We start from the raw sequence: 16,712 nt of genomic DNA, 5'->3' as shown, positions 1-16,712 counted from the left end.
CTCAGACGTCGTCGGAGGAGGGGGCAGCAGGTGCCCCGGGTGCAGTCGCTGCCGGCGCCGTACCCGGGGCTGCTGTCTCGGCGTGTGCCGCGGGCCGGGTGAGTGCCTGGCGCAGGGCGAGCGCAGCCATGGGCAGCAGCAGGCATGCGCCGACCACGTTCAGCCAGCCGTAGCTCGCCCGGGCGACGATCACTCCGGCGATCACGCCGCCGATGCCCGCTGCCGTGTTCATGGTCAGATCCGACAGACCCTGCACGGCGGCGCGGGCGGGCTGCGGCACGGAGTCGGTGAGCAGTGCCGAACCCGCTACCAGCCCGGCCGACCAGCCCAGCCCGAGCACGAAGAGACCGGCCGCCGTCTGCCCGTGACTGGCGCCCGCCGTGCCGGCCAGAAGTGCGGCGCAGGAGAGCAACCCGACCGCCAGGCCGATCACGGTAAGCCGGCCGAACCGGTCGGACAGCCGGCCCATTACCGGGGAGAACGCGTACATACCCGCGATGTGGCCGCTGATGACCAGGCCGATCAGCTGGAGCCCGGCGCCGTGATGGCCCATATCGACGGGGGTCATCACCATGATCGAGACCATCGCGGTGTGCGAGACGGCCACCGTCACCAGCGCCAGCCGCGCCATCGGAGACGCCCGGACCGCCGCGATACCGGCACGCAGCGAACGGCCTGCGGGGGACTCGCTCTCCTGCGGCGCCAGCGCCCGCGCGGTGAGCAGTGGATCCGGCCGCAGCAGCGCCCAGACCACCAGGGCGGCCAGCAGAAAGATCCCGGCCGCGAAGAAGAACGGACCCGCCTGTTCGGATATCGCGGTGCCGCGGAAGACATGTCCCACCGGGGCCGCGATGTTCGGCCCCAGAACCGAACCGATCGTCGTGGCCCAGATGACGGTGGAGATCGCCCGGCCGCGCCGGTCGGGCTCGACCAGATCCGCGGCGGCGAACCGGGCCTGCAGATTGGCCGAGGAGCCGGCACCGAACCCGGCCATGCCGAGCAGCAGCAGCGGGAAACTCTCCACGACGGTGGCCAGGACCACGAGCCCCGCGCCGAGCGCACCGATCAGATACGCCAGCACGAGACCGGGGCGCCGTCCCCGTGAGATCATCAACGCGGCCAGCGGCAGTGAGAACAGCGCCGTACCGGTCACCGACGCGGTCGGGGCCAGACCGGACAGCGCCTCGGAACCGCTCACCTCCGTGGCCAGGACCGGGGCAAGGGCGATACCGATGGGCACGCCGAGGCCGCCGAGTATCTGGCTGGCCACGAGCACCGCGGACGTTCTGCGCCGCAGTCCGGGCAGTTCGTCCGCCGTGACCGGGCCGGCGCCGGGAAGGCCGGACTCGGTGGGGGTGTCAGGTGAGTCGAAGGTGTTGGTCACTGACGCAGTGTGCCAGCCCGTACACGGGTACGAATCCGGGTTCGGTCCGGGCGGGGCCATGGAAAGGCCACGGCAGGGCTACGGATCGGGAAGGACCAGCCCTCCCCGCGACCCGAATCAGAACAGCGGCTGTGGCAGCACACCCTCCAGAGCCAGCAGCTTCCGCTTGGTTTCGAGGCCCCCGCCGAACCCGCCGAGTCCGCCGTCGCTCTCCACCACCCGGTGGCACGGCACCACTACCGGCAGCGGATTGGAGCCCATGGCCGCCCCGACCGCCTGCGCGGCCCCCGGCTGCCCCACGCGCTCGGCCAGGTCCCCGTATCCGGCGACCGCCCCGTAGGGCACCCCCGTCGCCAGCTCGCGGAGCACCTGGCGGTTGAAACCGGATGTCAGCGACCAGTCAAGGTCCAGCGTGAACTCCCGCAACGAGCCCGCGAAATACTCCGCGAGCTGGCGTATCGGCTCGGCGAGCCGTGCGGAGCCGGGATTCTCCACCGGCTCCGCACCCAGTCGCGTCCGCAACTGCCCGACCGCCTTCTCCCTGACCTCGGGACGGGCATGGAAGACCACGCTCACCAGCCCCGCATCGGTCGCGGACAGCAGCAGCGGGCCGATGTCGCTCTCGACGACGGCCCACTCGACAACCCCGTTGCTGTTCATGGAAACCACCGTACGGCCGACCACTGACAACGGGCCACGGAGCCGGGGGAAACGGGCTGCGGAGCCGGGGCGGCCGAGCTGTCAGCCCATGGCCTCGCGCACCACATCTGGGGTGTTGGTGATGATTCCGTCGACGCCGAAGCCCGCCACCTTCGTGGCGGTCGCCGCGTCGTTGACCGTCCAGGTGTTGACCCGGAGCTTCTTGCCGTGTGCGCCCTTCAGCGCATGCACCGCCTTCACATAGTCGGCGGAGATCGACGTGTACGAGGGATTGATCTGGTCGGTGAACGCCGCGTACGAGGGCAGATCGACCACCGCCGGGGTACCGAGGAAGCCGGTCGTGACGTCCGGACGCTGCTCGTGCACCTTCTTCACGCTGTCCGCGCCGAAGCTCTGGATGACGAGCCGGTGCTTGACGTGATCGCGGTCGAGCCACCCCTTCTTGCCCAGCACCCGCAGGGTCTCCTTCTCGATGCCCGGATAGATCTCCGGGCTCTTGATCTCCAGCAGCAGATTCTGGTGGTTGCGCTCGATCCGGTCCAGGTACTGATTGAGGGTGGGCACCTGGGTACCGGCGAACTGCGGACCGAACCAGCTGCCCGCGTCCAGCCGGGCGATCTCGGCGGCCGTGAAGTCCTTGACCGCCCACGGCGCGCGGTCCGGGAAGACCTCCTCGACATCGGTGGTCCGCTTCAGATCGGTGTCGTGCACGACCACCAGCACGCCTTCCTTGGTGAACTGGACGTCGTTCTCCACCCAGTCGAAACCGAGGGCGTCGGCCTTGTCGACGGCCGCCAGGGTGTTCTCCGGCGCATAGGCCGAAGCGCCCCGGTGGGCGAAGACGGCCGGAGCGTCCGGCTTCGTGTCCTCGGTCCGGGCACTCACGGTCCGGATGCCCGTCGTGCTGGTGTGCCCGGCCGTGACCGTGCTCGTGGTCCGCGTATCAGTGGTCGACATCGGGAGGGCGCCGGCGCCCATGAGGGCGGTGGCAACGACGGCGGCGGTGGCGGTGGCGGTACGTGCGTACACGTGTACTCCTCGCGTCAGAGTTACGGACGGGCCGAGAGTGGCAGTCGTCCCCCAACGGGGGACAGGCGAATGATGGCCACAACGCGAACGCCGCTCCTGAGACCGGGTCACGGACCGATTTCCGTGTCGATAAAATGCAGCTCTTCTGTTTGTCTGCCGGGCCTCGCGCCTTAGGGTCACCTCGAACCCGGGCTTCCGCGAAGGGCGTACGAGCATGCAGGGCACGATCGACGGTTTCAGCTACGGAATGGTGACGCCCGTCGCGGCCTTCCTCATGGCCTGCCTCGGCGCAGCCCTCGGGCTGCGCTGCACGACTCGTTCGCTGCGCACCGAGCGTTCCTTCAAGGCCGGCTGGCTGGCCCTCGGCGCGACCTCCATCGGCTCCGGAATCTGGACGATGCACTTCATCGCGATGACGGGGTTCTCCGTCGAAGGGGTGGTCATCGACTACGACAAGCCGATCACCTTCGCCAGTCTCGCGGTCGCGATCGGCATGGTCGCCATGGGCATCTTCATCGTCGGGTACCGGGGCGCCACCCGCATGGCACTGGTGACGGGCGGCACGATCACCGGGCTCGGCATGGCCACCATGCACTACCTGGGTATGGCCGGAATGCGTCTTCCGGGGCAGTTCGAATACGACACGGTCACCGTGACCCTCTCCGTGGTCATCGCCGTGGTGGCCGCCACGGTCGCGCTCTGGGCGGCCGTCTCCATCCACGGCTTCCTGCCCAGCCTCGGCGCGAGTGTCGTGATGGGCGTCGCGGTGAGCGGCATGCACTACACCGGAATGGCCGCGCTCAGCGTCCACCTGCATCCCGGTGCCCTCGTCGGCGCCGGTTCGGACGAAGGGCCGACCGCCCCCCTCGTACCGCTGATGATCGGCCCCGGCTGCTTCCTGCTCCTGGCCGCGGTGGTCGTGATGTTCGACCCCCTGATGGTGATGGGCACCCCGGACTGGGACGACCCCAAGGCCCTGAACGGGGCCGGACGCCGCCCCGGAATCCCGGCCCCCCGGCCGGTCCCGCGGCAGGTCCCCAGGTTCGGAACACATGCCGATCCGGCGTCGTTCCACTCCAGGCCCCGCGACCCCGCGCCGCCAGGGGAATGGTGACCCCCGGACCGGTACCACGACCGGCCGGGCCCGGTTGTCAGTGGTGGGTCGTACGGTGGTTGCATGCGGCCCGTTTCGAAGATCGAACGTTCGGTGGCGCCTTTCGAGGTCGTCAGTCCCTACCAGCCCAGCGGCGACCAGCCCGCGGCCATCGCAGAGCTGGAGCGTCGCATCCGTGCGGATGAGAAGGACGTCGTCCTGCTCGGTGCGACCGGCACAGGCAAGTCGGCGACCACCGCCTGGATGATCGAGAAGCTGCAGCGCCCCACCCTCGTCATGGCGCCGAACAAAACGCTCGCGGCCCAGCTGGCGAACGAGTTCCGCGAGCTGCTGCCCAACAACGCCGTCGAGTACTTCGTCTCGTACTACGACTACTACCAGCCCGAGGCGTACGTCCCGCAGTCGGACACCTACATCGAGAAGGACTCCTCGATCAACGAGGAGGTCGAACGGCTGCGCCACTCCGCGACGAATTCGCTGCTCACCCGGCGCGACGTCATCGTGGTCGCCTCCGTCTCCTGCATCTACGGCCTCGGTACGCCCCAGGAGTACGTGGACCGGATGGTCCAGCTCAAGGTCGGTGACGAGATCGACCGCGACCAGCTGCTGCGCCGCTTCGTCGAGATCCAGTACAGCCGCAACGACCTCGCGTTCACCCGCGGCACGTTCCGGGTCCGCGGCGACACCATCGAGATCTTCCCGGTCTACGAGGAGCTCGCCGTCCGCATCGAGATGTTCGGTGACGAGATCGAGGCGCTCTCCACCCTCCACCCGCTCACCGGCGAGGTCATCAGCGAGGACCAGTCCCTCCATGTCTTCCCCGCCAGCCACTACGTCGCCGGCCCCGAGCGCATGGAGAAGGCGGTCAACGGCATCGAGCAGGAGCTGGAGCAGCGCCTCGCCGAGCTGGAGAAGCAGGGCAAGATGCTGGAGGCCCAGCGGCTGCGGATGCGCACCACGTACGACATCGAGATGCTCCGGCAGATCGGCACCTGCTCCGGTGTGGAGAACTACTCGATGCACTTCGACGGCCGCTCACCCGGCACCGCCCCCAACACCCTCCTCGACTACTTCCCCGAGGACTTCCTCCTCGTCCTCGACGAGTCGCATGTCACCGTCCCGCAGATCGGCGCCATGTACGAGGGCGACGCCTCCCGTAAGCGGACCCTCGTCGACCACGGCTTCCGGCTCCCCTCCGCGCTCGACAACCGCCCGCTGAAGTGGGAGGAGTTCCTGGGCCGGATCAACCAGACCGTCTATCTTTCCGCCACACCCGGAAAGTACGAGCTGTCCAGGGGGGACGGCTTCGTGGAGCAGATCATCCGCCCCACCGGCCTCGTCGACCCGGAAGTCGTCGTCAAGCCCACCGAGGGCCAGATCGACGACCTGGTGCACGAGATCCGCACGCGCGCCGAGAAGGACGAGCGGGTTCTCGTCACCACCCTCACCAAGAAGATGGCCGAGGACCTCACCGACTACTTCCTGGAGCTCGGCATCCAGGTCCGCTATCTGCACAGCGACGTCGACACCCTGCGCCGCATCGAGCTGCTGCGCGAGCTGCGCTCCGGCGAGTACGACGTACTGGTCGGCATCAATCTCCTGCGCGAGGGCCTCGACCTGCCCGAGGTGTCGCTCGTCGCCATCCTCGACGCGGACAAGCAGGGCTTCCTCCGCTCGGGGACGTCCCTGATCCAGACCATCGGGCGCGCCGCCCGAAACGTCTCGGGACAGGTCCACATGTACGCCGACAAGATCACCCCGGCGATGGCGCAGGCCATCGACGAGACGAACCGTCGCCGCGAGAAGCAGATCGCCTACAACACCGAGCGCGGCCTCGACCCGCAACCGCTGCGCAAGAAGATCAACGACATCGTCGCCACGATCGCCCGGGAGGAGGTCGACACCGAGCAGCTGCTCGGCAGCGGCTACCGCCAGGCGAAGGGTGCCAAGGCCCCCGTTCCCACGCTGGGCGTCAAGACGGCAGGCGCGAAGACGGCCGGCGCCAAGAAGGCCGGAGGCAAGGGCGCGGTGGTCACCGACCGGCCCGCGGCCGAACTGGCCGGAATCATCGAGGAGATGACCGACCGGATGCGGGCGGCCGCCGCGGACCTGCAGTTCGAGGTGGCGGCCCGACTGCGCGACGAGGTCGGTGAGTTGAAGAAGGAGTTGCGCCAGATGAGGGAGGCGGGTCTCGCCTGACCCCGTCGCGGCGGGTGTGTTGCAGGACCGATACAAAATCGCCCCAAGCGGCCGCGCCTCCGGCGCGACTGCGTAGGGTGCTGGGAAAACCGCGCACGGACGGATGCGGGGCAAGCGGAGAGGGGACAGCGCGTGACGGTCAATATGACCAAGGGTCAGGCCATCAGCCTGCAGAAGAGCGACGGGGGGACCCTGACCGCGGTACGGATGGGGCTCGGCTGGCAGGCGGCGCCGCGCCGTGGTCTGTTCGGTTCGCGTACGCGGGAGATCGACCTCGACGCGTCGGCGGTGCTGTTCGCCGACAAGCAGCCGGTCGACGTGGTCTTCTTCCGCCACCTCGTCAGTGACGACGGATCGGTCAAGCACACCGGGGACAACCTGGTCGGCGGCGCCGGTTCCGGCGGCGACGACGAGGCGATCCTCGTCGATCTGCAGCGGGTGCCGGTCCACATCGACCAGATCGTCTTCACGGTGAACTCCTTCACCGGGCAGACGTTCCAGGAGGTGCAGAACGCCTTCTGCCGCATCGTCGACGAGACCAACGGCCAGGAGCTGGCCCGCTACACGCTGGACGGCGGCGGGCAGTACACCGCCCAGATCATGGCGAAGGTGCACCGTTCGGGGAACGGATGGCAGATGACCGCCCTCGGCAACCCGGCCAACGGCCGCACCTTCCAGGACCTGATGCCGGCGATCCTGCCGCACCTGTAGGCACGGCCCGACCGGCCGGTCGACATCGGCACGCGCAGCTCCCGGAGGCATCGGCCGCCGGGAGCTGCACCACATGGCACCGGTCCACATAGCACCGGTCCCTACGGTGTCGGACCGCATGACGCCGCATCGCGCGGCACCGCATGACGCAGCAGCAACTCACCGAGGGGACAGGGCAATGACGGCCGAGCTGGTCCGGGGGCAGAACCACACCTTGCCCCAGACCCGTCTGGAGATCCGGGTATCGGCCGGTACGCCCGTCGTGGCCGGTGCCACGCTCGGCGACGAGAACGGCACGGTACGCGGCACCGAGTGGATCGCCCACCCGGGATCGCCCCAGCTGCCCGGGCTCGAAGTGTCCCGACAGGCCGCCGCCGACCACCGGCTCGCCGTGGACCTCGACGCGCTGCCCGACCCGGTGCACCGGGTCACCGTGCTGCTGGCCCTGCCCACGGGCGCCGACTGCCCGGTCCGGTTCGGCGCGGTCGCCGCGCCGTACGTCGCCGTCACCGGGCTCGACGGCAGCGAGATCGCCACCTTCACCCTCACCGGCCTGGACACCGAGTCCGCGGTCACCGCCCTGGAGCTCTACCGCCGCCAGGGCGCCTGGAAGGTCCGTGCCGTCGGCCAGGGCTACGCGGCCGGCCTCTCCGCCATGCTCGCCGACCAGGGGCTCCCCCAGGCGGCCGAGCTGGCCCACGCGATCCAGGACGCGGTCGCTCGCGCGACGGCCCGCTCGGTCGCCCCGCCCCCGCCGCGCACCCCGGACACCGGCCGGATCGGTCACGGCACGGGCCCGGTGGCGCACGCGGACCGCCCCCGGCCACCCGTCGCACCACCGACGGCCGCCCAGCCACCCGAACCGCTCACCGAACCCACCGCCCCGCCGTCCGCGGCCACGGCGGGCCGCCCCATCAACTACGCGCACCCGCGCCGCCAGGCCACCGCGCCCCCGCCGCCGCCGCCCACCGCGTCACCCGCCGAGCCGGGCCGCCCCGCACAGCCCGTCGCCGGGGACGCGACCGGCTGGTCGATGGACGAGCGCCTCTACAACCAGATCTGGGGCATGTTCGAGGACCTGGCCCGCACCACCGCCGCGTACCGCAGTGCCGTCGACTTCGCCGAGTCCCGCATGGACCAGGAACTCGACCGGGCTCTGTCCGACCCGCGTAACCGGATCGGCGGCGCCGGTGACCGGGCCCGCGAACAGGCCCGGGCCAGGCGCGACGAGCTGACCGCCCGGGCCCGCGAGGCCCTCGACCGTGACCTCGCCCAGCTCGCCGCCGAGTCCGCCGTCGTCGAACCCGCGCTCCCCGCCGCGTTCGCGGGGTGGGACAACCCCGTCTGGCACGCCTATCGCGTCCCGATGGAGATCCCCATGGCGCTGAGCATCGGCGAGCTCCATCTGCCCGAGAGCCCGGAGCTGCGCATCCCGCTGCTGGTACGGCTGCCGCTGGAGCGGGGCATCTGGGTCGACAGCGGCCGTACGGCGTCCGAGGCCGCGGCTCTCATGGATACGGCTCAGCTGCGCCGCCTCGCCATGGACAACGCTGTCGCGCACGCGGCCCGGCTGCTGGCCGTGTACCCGGCCGACGAGTTCTCCGTCCATGTCATCGACCCTGCGGGCTCGGCGGCCGGAGCGCTCGCGCCGCTGGCCGAAGCCGGAGCCCTTGCCGGGCAGCCCGCCGCCGGAGCCGGGGGCGTGGCCTCGGTCCTCGCCCGGCTCACCCGGCGCGTCGACCTGGTGCAGATGGCGATACGGGCCGGTGCCGCGGATTCGCTTCCGCCGGACCTGGACACGGGCGAGCAACTGCTGATCGTCAACGACTTCCCGCACGGCTTCGACGATCGGGCCGTCACCCAGCTCCGGTACCTCGCCGACGAGGGACCCTCGGTCGGCGTCCATCTGCTGATGGTCGCGGACCGGGAGGACGCCGGCGCGTACGGACCGGTGCTCGACCCGCTGTGGCGCTCGCTGCTCCGGATCACCCCGGTCGCCGACGACCACTTGGCCGATCCCTGGGTGGGCCACGCGTGGACGTACGAGCCACTGAGGATGCCACCCGGGAGCCGGGTCCTCGAACAGGTGCTCGCCAGGGTGGCCGCGGCCCGCCGCCCCCGGCGGGCCTGAGCGGCGAAGCCGGCGGCAACCGAAACTCACCCATCTGACCAGCTCTTTTGAAAGATCCTTACCCTAGTCTTTACCTTTCCTTGGTAATCCCTGTACTGTTCTTTGAGCGGAGGGGAGTACTCCCATACGCGGCGTTCCCGTCAGTACGGACTGTGACCGGTCCCGGGGCGCCGGCCCGTGGTGCGCAGCCCGTGCGCCCGGGTGGAAGAGACCTCCGGCAGCGACGACGCTGATCAGTAGCCGTAGCGAACTGCCGGAGGCGCAGTGGACGTTTCATGGACCCTCTGGGTGCTGACCATTCTTGGTCTGTCAGCCCTTATTGCCGTCGACTTCTTCATCGGGCGCAAACCCCATGACGTGACGACCAAGGAAGCCGGAATCTGGACGATCATCTGGATCGCACTGGCCGCGCTCTTCGGACTCGGCCTGCTGGTCTTCGGTGAGAGTCAGGCATCGGGTGAGTTCTTCGCCGGTTTCATCACCGAGAAGTCGCTCAGTGTCGACAACCTCTTCGTCTTCGTCCTGATCATGGCGAAGTTCTCGGTCCCTTCCCACCTCCAGCAACGGGTACTGCTCGTGGGCGTGCTGATCGCGCTGGTCCTGCGAGGGATCTTCATCGCCGCCGGTGCGGCCGTCATCGCCAACTTCTCGTGGGTCTTCTACATCTTCGGCGCGTTCCTGATCTACACCGCCTGGAAGCTCATCCAGGAGGCGCGGGCCGACGAGGAGGAGGAGTTCGAGGAGAACCGTCTCCTCAAGACGATCGAACGCCGCTTCGGGGTCGCCGACCGGTACCACGGCACCAAGCTCTTCATCCGTAACAACGGCAAGCGCGTTCTGACGCCGCTGATGATCGTCATGCTCGCCATCGGTACCACCGACGTACTGTTCGCGCTGGACTCCATCCCCGCGATCTTCGGCCTGACCCAGGACCCGTACATCGTCTTCACGGCCAACGCCTTCGCCCTGATGGGGCTGCGGCAGCTGTACTTCCTGATCGGCGGCCTGCTGAAGAAGCTGGTCCACCTCGGCTACGGCCTCTCGGCCATCCTCGGTTTCATCGGCGTGAAGCTGGTGCTGCACGCACTGCACGAGTCCGGAGTGCACGTCCCCGAGATTTCCATCCCGGTTTCGCTCGGCGTCATCTGCGGCGTTCTGGTGATCACCACGATCACCAGCCTCGTGGCCAACAAAAAGCAGGAGCGGGCCGAGGCGGTCGCGGAGGCGGACAAGGCCGCGGACGAGGGCTCCAGCGTCGACGCCTGACCGACCGTTCCCCGTCGGCCGTCCGGCAGGATGGGAACCAGCACCGGCCGGGGTGGGCAACTATCCGTTGCCCACCCCGGCCGGTGTCCGTACGCGTGGAGAGTGCCTTCGCGGCCGCCGTCACCAGCCGAGGGCGCGCCACTGCGGCAGCTGCGGACGCTCGTCGCCGAGCGTGGTGTCGTGGCCGTGGCCCGCCGCTCCCGTAGCGCTACGCCCCTGCCCTGGTCAGAGCCGTGCCTGTCTCTTCTCCCAAGTTGGGAGAAGAGACACCGTCGACCTTTTCGCCACGGGGCTTACCTGCGGCCTGTGCCTTGCGTCCCTTAGCCGCGGGGGCGAGGAGGCGGGTGCGTGCTGCTTCGTAAGGGGTGAGTGGCTTGCGGCACGTGTTCGGCCTCGGGGATCAATGGAACCGTGGTTATCGGTGAGATGGATCATGGAGTGGGTGCCTATACCACGAGTGGTGCTCTTCGCGCAGGGGTTCGGGTCACGGCGGGGCAGGAGGACCAGCTCGGCGCGCTGGGCCTGGTCCTCAACGCCGCGGTGCTGTGGACCACCCGATACCCGGACGCCTCCGTCGAGCAGCTGCGCGCGCTGCCCGCGGAGGAGCGCGAGCACCCGGTGCTGGACGAGGACGTGGCCCGGCTCTCCCCGCTCAAGCACGGCCTTGGGACTGGTAGGCCCGCATGTTCATGTGTCGCGTATTCGCCGGGAAACCGGTTCTGTGGCTACTGAGCGTCGTGGGTGGTATCGATCACGCCCGATCGCGCGCCTGTACCTGGTGCTCAGCACATACCCGCCGCTACGATCCCGGGCGTGACGAGCCTTGATGACGTGGAGCCCTATGAGCACGCCGTGCCCGAGTGGACCGTCGGCGAGCTCCGCCAAGCGCTGGCCGGCCTTCCCGACGCGCTGCCGGTGAGGGTTGCGGTGCCGCAGGTACCCACCACCCTGCATCCTGACGAGGAGCAGGACGCCCGCTATGTGGTGACCGGCACCAGCGATGCGGCCCCGCGCTACGACACGCTGCTGCGCGATGGGGATGAGGTGATGATTCTGCTTGCCGACTACCCCTCCGCCACCTACGTGCGCCGCCCCACCGACGTTCGGTGACCGGCCAGTGAAATTGGTGGGTTCGCCTTGGGGCTGGCGTCACCGTCCACGGTCGCCGGGGGCGTATCGGCTCCACGTGCCGCCGGCTTCGGTGACCAGACGGGTGGCGGTCTTGTCGTGGTAGCCGAGGGCCTACGCGATGACGGGTGCCGGGGCCTGGAGGACAAGGTGCTGAATCGCAGAGGTCCTTCCGCGCTGGCACCGAGCCTACCGAGGCGCGGAGCAGGGACCTGATGGGCCGTCACTGGGTTCGGTGTCACCCACCAGCCCCACCATGATCAATCTCACCGATAACCACGGTTCCATTGATCCTACCGACGCCAATTGCATCGGATGCGAACAGGCGACACCCGTCCTGGAGGCGGGCCCAGGGCTGTAGGGCGGCAGTCCCGCGGGCACGTTGGTCTCGGAAGTACGGTAGCGGTCTTGTCGGCGGACATCTGCGGGTCTCACTCCATCGAGCGATTGAACTGCGAAGACGCCCCCGGCTCGCATCTGATGCGAAATTCTCGCGTCAGATGCGATCGACGGAGAGTGATGGCGGATGGGTGGGGACGGCCTCGTTCCAGGGTCTGCTCGGCTGCACCTGATTGACGGTCTGCCGTTGCTGCGGCCGGACGAGCAGGTCTTTGAGGCGATGATCAAGGGCTGGCGCAACCAGCAGCTCGCTCGGAATCTCTCGCTGGGGTACGCCGATGACCAGGAACGCACGGTACGGGCCTTCACCCGGCACGCCGATGCGATGCCGTGGAATCCGCAGCACGTCGACGAGTGGTCGGCCGATCTGCGAGCCGTGCACGGATGCGTCCGCTCCACCCTGCGCAACTACCAGGGCTCCGTGCGCCAGTTCTGCGACTTCCCGACCAACCCAGCCTACGGCTGGAGCGACGAGTGCCTGCGGCACTTCGGTACCCACCCAGTCCAGGTGGTCTACGACTGGAACGCTGCAACGCACGCCGACGAAGCCGAGGGCGAGCCGGAACGACGGGCCTTCACCCGGCCCGAGCTGGAAGCGTTCTTCGACCACGCCGACGAGGAAGTGCTGCGTGTTCGCGGCAAGGGCCGCAAGGGCTGGCTGCCGGCCTTCCGGGACGCCACCTTGTTCAAGGTCGCCTACGCCTACGGCCTTCGACGCAACGAGACCCGGATGCTCGACCTCACCGACTTCGGCCGCAACCCAGAAGGCCGGGAGTTCGGTGAGTTCGGCACCCTGCTGGTCCGCTACGGCAAGGCCAAGAAGGGGTCGCCACCCAAGCGCCGCAGCGTGCTGACCGTCTGGCACTGGACACCCGGCACGATCGAGGAATGGATCAGCGAGGTGCGGCCCGGGATGCGGCATTCGCCAAGCCGGGCCCTCTGGCCGTCCGAGCGAGGCCTGCGGGTCGGGGTCCAGCGGCTGGACTCCCGCTTCGCCGCCTACCGGGAAGCCGTCGGCCTGGACCCCGCGCTGGAGTTCCACTCGCTGCGCAGGTCCTACATCACCCACCTGATCGAGGACGGCCACGACCCCCTGTTCGTCCAACAACAGGTCGGCCACGACCATGCTTCGACCACTGCGATCTACACCTGCGTCTCCTCCGACTTCCGCACCCGCTCCCTGCGCCGCGTCCTGGACGCCACCATCGAAGCCGCTCTGCGGCCGGGAAGGACCTGCTGATGGCACGCCAGATCGGCTACCGGTGGCGCCTGCGCGAACTGATGGCCGCTCGCGGCATGTTCACGGTCGAAGCAGGCTTTGATGTCGCCCTCGACGATCCACTCATAAGAGCGGGACGTCATGTGACGCACCTCGGCCACCGCATCATGAGCCCGACGGTTCGGGCGGAACCCGTAGGAGCACGGGAGGAACTCCGCCTCGAAGATCGGCTCCAGCACCAGCTTCAAGGATGCCTGGACCACCCGGTCGGTCACGGTGGCGATTCCCAGGCGACGCAGCTTGCCGCCCGTCTTGGGGATCATCCGTTCCCGCACCGGCAGCGGCTGGAAACTACGGTCCTTGACCTGCGACCGCAGTCCGTCGAGGAAGTCCTCGACGCCCTGCCCGGCCTCAACGGATCGAGCTGTGCGCCCGTCCACCCCGGCCGTGCGTGCACCCTTGTTGCTCCGCACCCGATCCCACGCCACCAGAAGGAAGGCGGGATCGGCGACGAGATTGAAGAGGTCATCGAACCTGCGATGAGGATCATCACGGGCCCAACAGTGCAGCTTGGTCTGGATCTTCAGTACCTTGCGCTCCGCCTGATACACGGCGTGCTCAAGTTCGTCGGTGTTCACCGGCGACAACCTCCTGACCTTCCAGTAACTTCGTCTGCTGGCTTGCTGGCCCCCTTGGCCCTGCGACCGGCTTTCCCGGTCTCCTTGACGGGTCGTTACTCCCACGACTACTACGGGGCCTCCGCCCCATCCGACAGCCCTCAGTCGACAACGGACCTACCCGCCACCGGACTGGTTGTCCGGTGGAGAGGGCGACTGCGGATGGTTCCCACGTTCACCACGAAATCGATCAAGGAGGGAGGTGCCCACCTATACCCCGGCAGCCTCGCCATGCCTACGCCGCAGGCTTTCAACATGGCCTCCCCACCGGACCCGCGATCCGGCTTCGGAGTTGACCAACCCGGCATCCCGGGACGGCCACGCGCTGCACCTCGACCCGTATCCGTCAGGTTTGAGTCGAGTGCGACAGTTACAGAGCTTCGGACAGTGGTTCCTCGCGTACACCTTCTCCTCGCTGCTAGCCGGACCCGGGCCATCTGACAGTGCCGACCCGTCCCGTACGTTGTCGGGGCTGCTCTCACCGTTGTGCGCGTTTCCGCACTTCGGCTGCCCCCAGCTTCACCGGTCAGCTGCGACTGACCGGCGGTGAGGTCCTTTCACCCTCACTCGATTTCATTGCGCCTCGTGGCGCACCGCGGGATGTCACACAGTTCTCGTCCCCAGCGCGGCCACCTTCGCCGTTTCCCGGGCCTTCGTCTCTTCCCCCAACTTGGGGGAAGAGACGCCGTCAGCCTTCTCGCCACGGGGCCTACCGGCTGCCTGCGTCTTACGTCCCTGGGCTGCGGGGGCCAGGAGCTGGCTGCGTCGTTCCCGGGCGCGTGCTGCTTCGTATGGGGGTGAGTGGCTCGCGGCATGTGTTCTCGTCCCCACCGCCGCTACCTTCCTCGTCGCCCGTGCCGCGGCGGGTGTCTGCTCGTCCAATTTGGACGAACAGACCCGTGGCAGATCTGCCACAAGCGGACGTGTGGGTTGAGCCGCAGGGCGCCCGCGAACGTGCTGCCGGAGTACCCGAGCCGCACCCCGCCACCTTCCGCGCCCCGCCCGTCGTAACCACCTTGTCCAAGTTGGACAAGGTGGCTACCGCCCGGCCGGAGCCCGGCATGGGCGGGGTGCGGCTCGGAGTCGGGCCAACGTACGGCGGCCGGTGAGCACCGTGGCGACCCCGGATGATGTTGCGATCCGCTCTCTTCTAGCCAGAAGAGGAGGGGGCCCGCCGACCACCAGGTCGTGCGGGCCCCTCCTGCTGCACCACACCTGTGTCAAGTTCGGGGAAACTCGGGGACCCGCACTTCCACGTGCGGATCCGGCCGACGCGGACATCGCCGTGCCGGTGCTGATCACTCAGACCGAATGGCTTGGGCGTGGCCGGATCATGGCGCCGTGTGCGCGGTGCGGGAACACCAAAGCGGGGCCGGCCCCTTTCAGAGCGGCCCCGCTTGTGCGAGTTCCGGTTTACCAGCCTCGGGCTCTCCACTCCGTTAGGTGCGGGCGTTCCGCACCGAGCGTGGTGTCATGGCCGTGGCCCGGGTAGACCCACGTCTCGTCCGGCAACGGGTCGAAGAGCTTCGCCTCGATGTCGTTCATCAGCGAGTCGAAGTCCTTCGGAAGTGTTGTCCTTCCAGGACCGCCCGGGAAGAGGCAGTCCCCGGTGAACAGGTGCGGAGCGCCGTGCGGGTCGTCGTAGATCAGCGCGATGGAGCCCGGGGTGTGACCGACGAGATGACGGGCGGTCAGGCCGACCCGGCCCACCCGGATCGTGTCGTTGTCGCCGACCAGGACATCGGTCGGGACCGGGATGCCCTCGGCGTCGTACCGCCCGGCGAACGTACGCGCGCCGGTGGCCGCCACCACTTCGCCGAGCGCCTGCCAGTGGTCGCCGTGCCGATGGGTGGTGACGACGGAGGCGATGCCGTCGTCACCGATCAGCCGCAGCAGGGTCCCGGCCTCGTTGGCCGCGTCGATCAGGAGCTGCTCGCCGGTGGCCCGGCAGCGCAGCAGATAGGCGTTGTTGTTCATCGGGCCGACGGCGACCTTGGAGATCATCAGATCCGTCAACTCGTGCACATCCGCACGTCCGCCGACCTTGACCGCTCCGCTGTACGTCATACGACTCAGCCTATAGCGGGGGCAGCGCGGGAAGGGGTCCGCCTTCGACGGTCAGCGCCGACCCGTCGCGGCGTCCGCAGAGCCAGCCGAGCAGCTCGGGGGCGGTGCCGCGGACCACGGCAGGGCCGCCCTCCGCACCGCCGCCCGTGGTCCAGGACCGGCCGTCGTCCGCGGCCACCGTCGTGGGCACGACCTCCGGATGCCGGTCGAACCGCTCGGTGAGGAAGTCGATCTCCCGGCCGACGAACTCTTCGGGAAGATCCTCCAGCTCGTAGCCGATGCCCAGGTCGACATGGTGCAGCTCGACCTCGACGCGGCGGCGGAAGGGAATCCGGGAGGCCGAGTCCGTCACGCCGTTGCGCAGCGTGACCGTGCGGGACCAGTCCGCCGGGGCCGAGGCGGCGTCCATGAGGCGGGCCGCGCTCCCGGCCAGGTCGGCCAGCTGCTCGGCCTTCGGCCGGGATGCGTCGCGCTCGATGTCGCGGTCGCGGGTTTCGCTGTCTGCGTACATGGGGCGGCCCTGGAGAACATTTACGAGCGCGTCGGCGTTACGAGAGAGATGCGCAACGACATGGCCCAGGCTCCAGCCCGGCAATCGCGACGGCTGGGCGAGCGCGGCGTCGTCCAGTTTCTCGGTGGCGCTGAGCAGTCGATCAGTCGCTTCACGTACGGCGTCCAGGTCGTGCGCATGATCAATCATGATGCCGAGCCTAGCTCCGCCACTCAAT

At 68.8% G+C, this 16,712-nt stretch carries 13 protein-coding genes and 2 pseudogenes; 8 read left to right on the top strand and 7 right to left on the bottom strand.

What is annotated here, in order from left to right; all coding sequences use genetic code 11:
• Position 1: 1 nt before the first annotated feature.
• From OG936_RS07280 to OG936_RS07270, 3 genes are all read right to left on the bottom strand, one after another.
• Complete coding sequence (locus OG936_RS07280) at positions 2-1,384, bottom strand: MFS transporter (RefSeq protein WP_406493344.1); 1,383 nt, start codon at positions 1,382-1,384, stop codon at positions 2-4.
• 117 nt (positions 1,385-1,501) lie between these two features.
• On the bottom strand, positions 1,502-2,044 hold the full coding sequence (locus OG936_RS07275; RefSeq protein ID WP_406493342.1) for a methylated-DNA--[protein]-cysteine S-methyltransferase: 543 nt from the start codon (positions 2,042-2,044) through the stop codon (positions 1,502-1,504).
• An 81-nt stretch (positions 2,045-2,125) separates the two neighbouring features.
• Entirely contained in the window at positions 2,126-3,073 is a 948-nt protein-coding gene (locus tag OG936_RS07270) for a glycerophosphodiester phosphodiesterase (RefSeq protein ID WP_406493340.1), read from the bottom strand.
• 214 nt (positions 3,074-3,287) lie between these two features.
• Between OG936_RS07270 and OG936_RS07265 the strand changes: the two genes are divergently transcribed.
• From OG936_RS07265 to OG936_RS07245, 5 genes are all read left to right on the top strand, one after another.
• Positions 3,288-4,187 (top strand): MHYT domain-containing protein, encoded by a 900-nt coding sequence (locus OG936_RS07265; protein ID WP_406493339.1) that lies wholly within the window; start codon positions 3,288-3,290, stop codon positions 4,185-4,187.
• 63 nt (positions 4,188-4,250) lie between these two features.
• On the top strand, positions 4,251-6,386 hold the full coding sequence (gene uvrB, locus OG936_RS07260; RefSeq protein ID WP_266745546.1) for an excinuclease ABC subunit UvrB: 2,136 nt from the start codon (positions 4,251-4,253) through the stop codon (positions 6,384-6,386).
• Between the two features lie 132 nt (positions 6,387-6,518).
• Positions 6,519-7,097: a TerD family protein gene (locus tag OG936_RS07255; protein WP_073747806.1), complete on the top strand. Its 579-nt coding sequence runs from the start codon at positions 6,519-6,521 to the stop codon at positions 7,095-7,097.
• A 178-nt stretch (positions 7,098-7,275) separates the two neighbouring features.
• Positions 7,276-9,228, top strand: coding sequence for a TerD family protein (locus OG936_RS07250; protein WP_406493337.1), 1,953 nt, complete (start codon positions 7,276-7,278; stop codon positions 9,226-9,228).
• A 264-nt stretch (positions 9,229-9,492) separates the two neighbouring features.
• Entirely contained in the window at positions 9,493-10,494 is a 1,002-nt protein-coding gene (locus OG936_RS07245) for a TerC family protein (protein ID WP_406493335.1), read from the top strand.
• A gap of 120 nt (positions 10,495-10,614) precedes the next feature.
• Here the strand turns inward: OG936_RS07245 and OG936_RS07240 are convergent.
• A pseudogene (locus OG936_RS07240) lies at positions 10,615-10,686 on the bottom strand (MBL fold metallo-hydrolase); the annotation flags it as partial.
• 288 nt (positions 10,687-10,974) lie between these two features.
• Here OG936_RS07240 and OG936_RS07235 point away from each other — a divergent pair.
• The 3 genes and pseudogenes from OG936_RS07235 to OG936_RS07225 form a co-directional block, all read left to right on the top strand.
• A pseudogene (locus OG936_RS07235) lies at positions 10,975-11,145 on the top strand (Tn3 family transposase); the annotation flags it as partial.
• Between the two features lie 162 nt (positions 11,146-11,307).
• Positions 11,308-11,604 (top strand): DUF6225 family protein, encoded by a 297-nt coding sequence (locus OG936_RS07230; protein WP_406493334.1) that lies wholly within the window; start codon positions 11,308-11,310, stop codon positions 11,602-11,604.
• A gap of 604 nt (positions 11,605-12,208) precedes the next feature.
• Positions 12,209-13,261, top strand: a complete 1,053-nt coding sequence (locus OG936_RS07225; RefSeq protein WP_406493333.1) for a tyrosine-type recombinase/integrase — start codon at positions 12,209-12,211, stop codon at positions 13,259-13,261.
• Here OG936_RS07225 and OG936_RS07220 read toward each other — a convergent pair.
• The 3 genes from OG936_RS07220 to OG936_RS07210 all read right to left on the bottom strand — a co-directional run bounded on the left by OG936_RS07220 (position 13,165) and on the right by OG936_RS07210 (position 16,684).
• The gene (locus OG936_RS07220) at positions 13,165-13,878 is read right to left on the bottom strand and encodes a reverse transcriptase domain-containing protein (RefSeq protein WP_406493331.1); all 714 of its coding nucleotides are present in this window, start codon (positions 13,876-13,878) and stop codon (positions 13,165-13,167) included. The two genes, OG936_RS07225 and OG936_RS07220, sit on opposite strands and share 97 nt — an antisense overlap.
• 1,452 nt (positions 13,879-15,330) lie before the next feature.
• Positions 15,331-15,984, bottom strand: a complete 654-nt coding sequence (locus OG936_RS07215) for an MBL fold metallo-hydrolase (RefSeq protein WP_406493330.1) — start codon at positions 15,982-15,984, stop codon at positions 15,331-15,333.
• Between the two features lie 10 nt (positions 15,985-15,994).
• Positions 15,995-16,684 carry a maleylpyruvate isomerase family mycothiol-dependent enzyme gene (locus OG936_RS07210; RefSeq protein WP_406493328.1) on the bottom strand — a complete coding sequence of 230 codons (690 nt, stop codon included), beginning with the start codon at positions 16,682-16,684 and terminating at the stop codon, positions 15,995-15,997.
• Positions 16,685-16,712: the final 28 nt, after the last annotated feature.

Source organism: Streptomyces sp. NBC_00846 (assembly GCF_045207325.1).
In the GTDB taxonomy this organism is placed as follows: Bacteria; Actinomycetota; Actinomycetes; order Streptomycetales; family Streptomycetaceae; genus Streptomyces.
The sequence above is the reverse complement of the archived record's forward strand: the minus strand, read 5'-3'. Positions and strand labels throughout refer to the sequence as shown.